1 protein-coding gene is annotated in these 562 nt (G+C 40.9%); it reads right to left on the bottom strand.

Annotated elements, in window-relative coordinates; translation table 11 throughout:
• Window positions 1–13 precede the first annotated feature (13 nt).
• Window positions 14–562: GTP-binding protein (locus HMPREF9441_RS16165; RefSeq protein ID WP_008622982.1), on the bottom strand; the 549-nt coding region annotated here is incomplete at its 5' end.

The following is a 562-nucleotide window of genomic DNA, read 5'->3' as shown; positions in this document are numbered from 1 at the left end:
AAAAGATGATTCATTACTTCTGTCTGAAATACACATCAATAGGAACTCCTTTAAAATCAAAGTTTTCACGGAGTTTATTCTCAATAAAACGCCTATAAGGGTCTTTTACGTACTGCGGCAGATTAGCAAAAAAAGCAAACTGCGGCATCGGTGTAGGCAATTGGGTACAGAACTTTATCTTCACATATTTACCTTTGATAGCTGGTGGCGGATAGTTCTCTATTATTGGCAACATCACCTCGTTAAGCTGACGGGTAGGTATACGCTTAGTGCGGTTGTTATACACCTCTACCGCCGTCTCTATCGCCTTGTAAATACGCTGTTTATTAAGGGCTGACACAAAGATAATAGGCACATCAGTAAAAGGTTCTATCTCTTTGCGAATGGCAGCCTCGTAAGCCTTAGCCGTATTATTTTCTTTCTCTACCAAATCCCATTTATTAACTAATATCACTATACCTTTGCGGTTGCGTTGGGCAAGCCAAAAGATATTAGCATCCTGACTTTCAAAGCCGCGTGTCGCATCGAGCATCAGTATACACACATCAGAGTGCTCAATAGC

It is taken from the genome of Paraprevotella clara YIT 11840 (assembly GCF_000233955.1).
GTDB classification, from domain to species: Bacteria; Bacteroidota; Bacteroidia; order Bacteroidales; family Bacteroidaceae; genus Paraprevotella; species Paraprevotella clara.
Note: the sequence above shows the minus strand (reverse complement) of the source record. Positions and strands in the feature narration are given on the sequence as shown.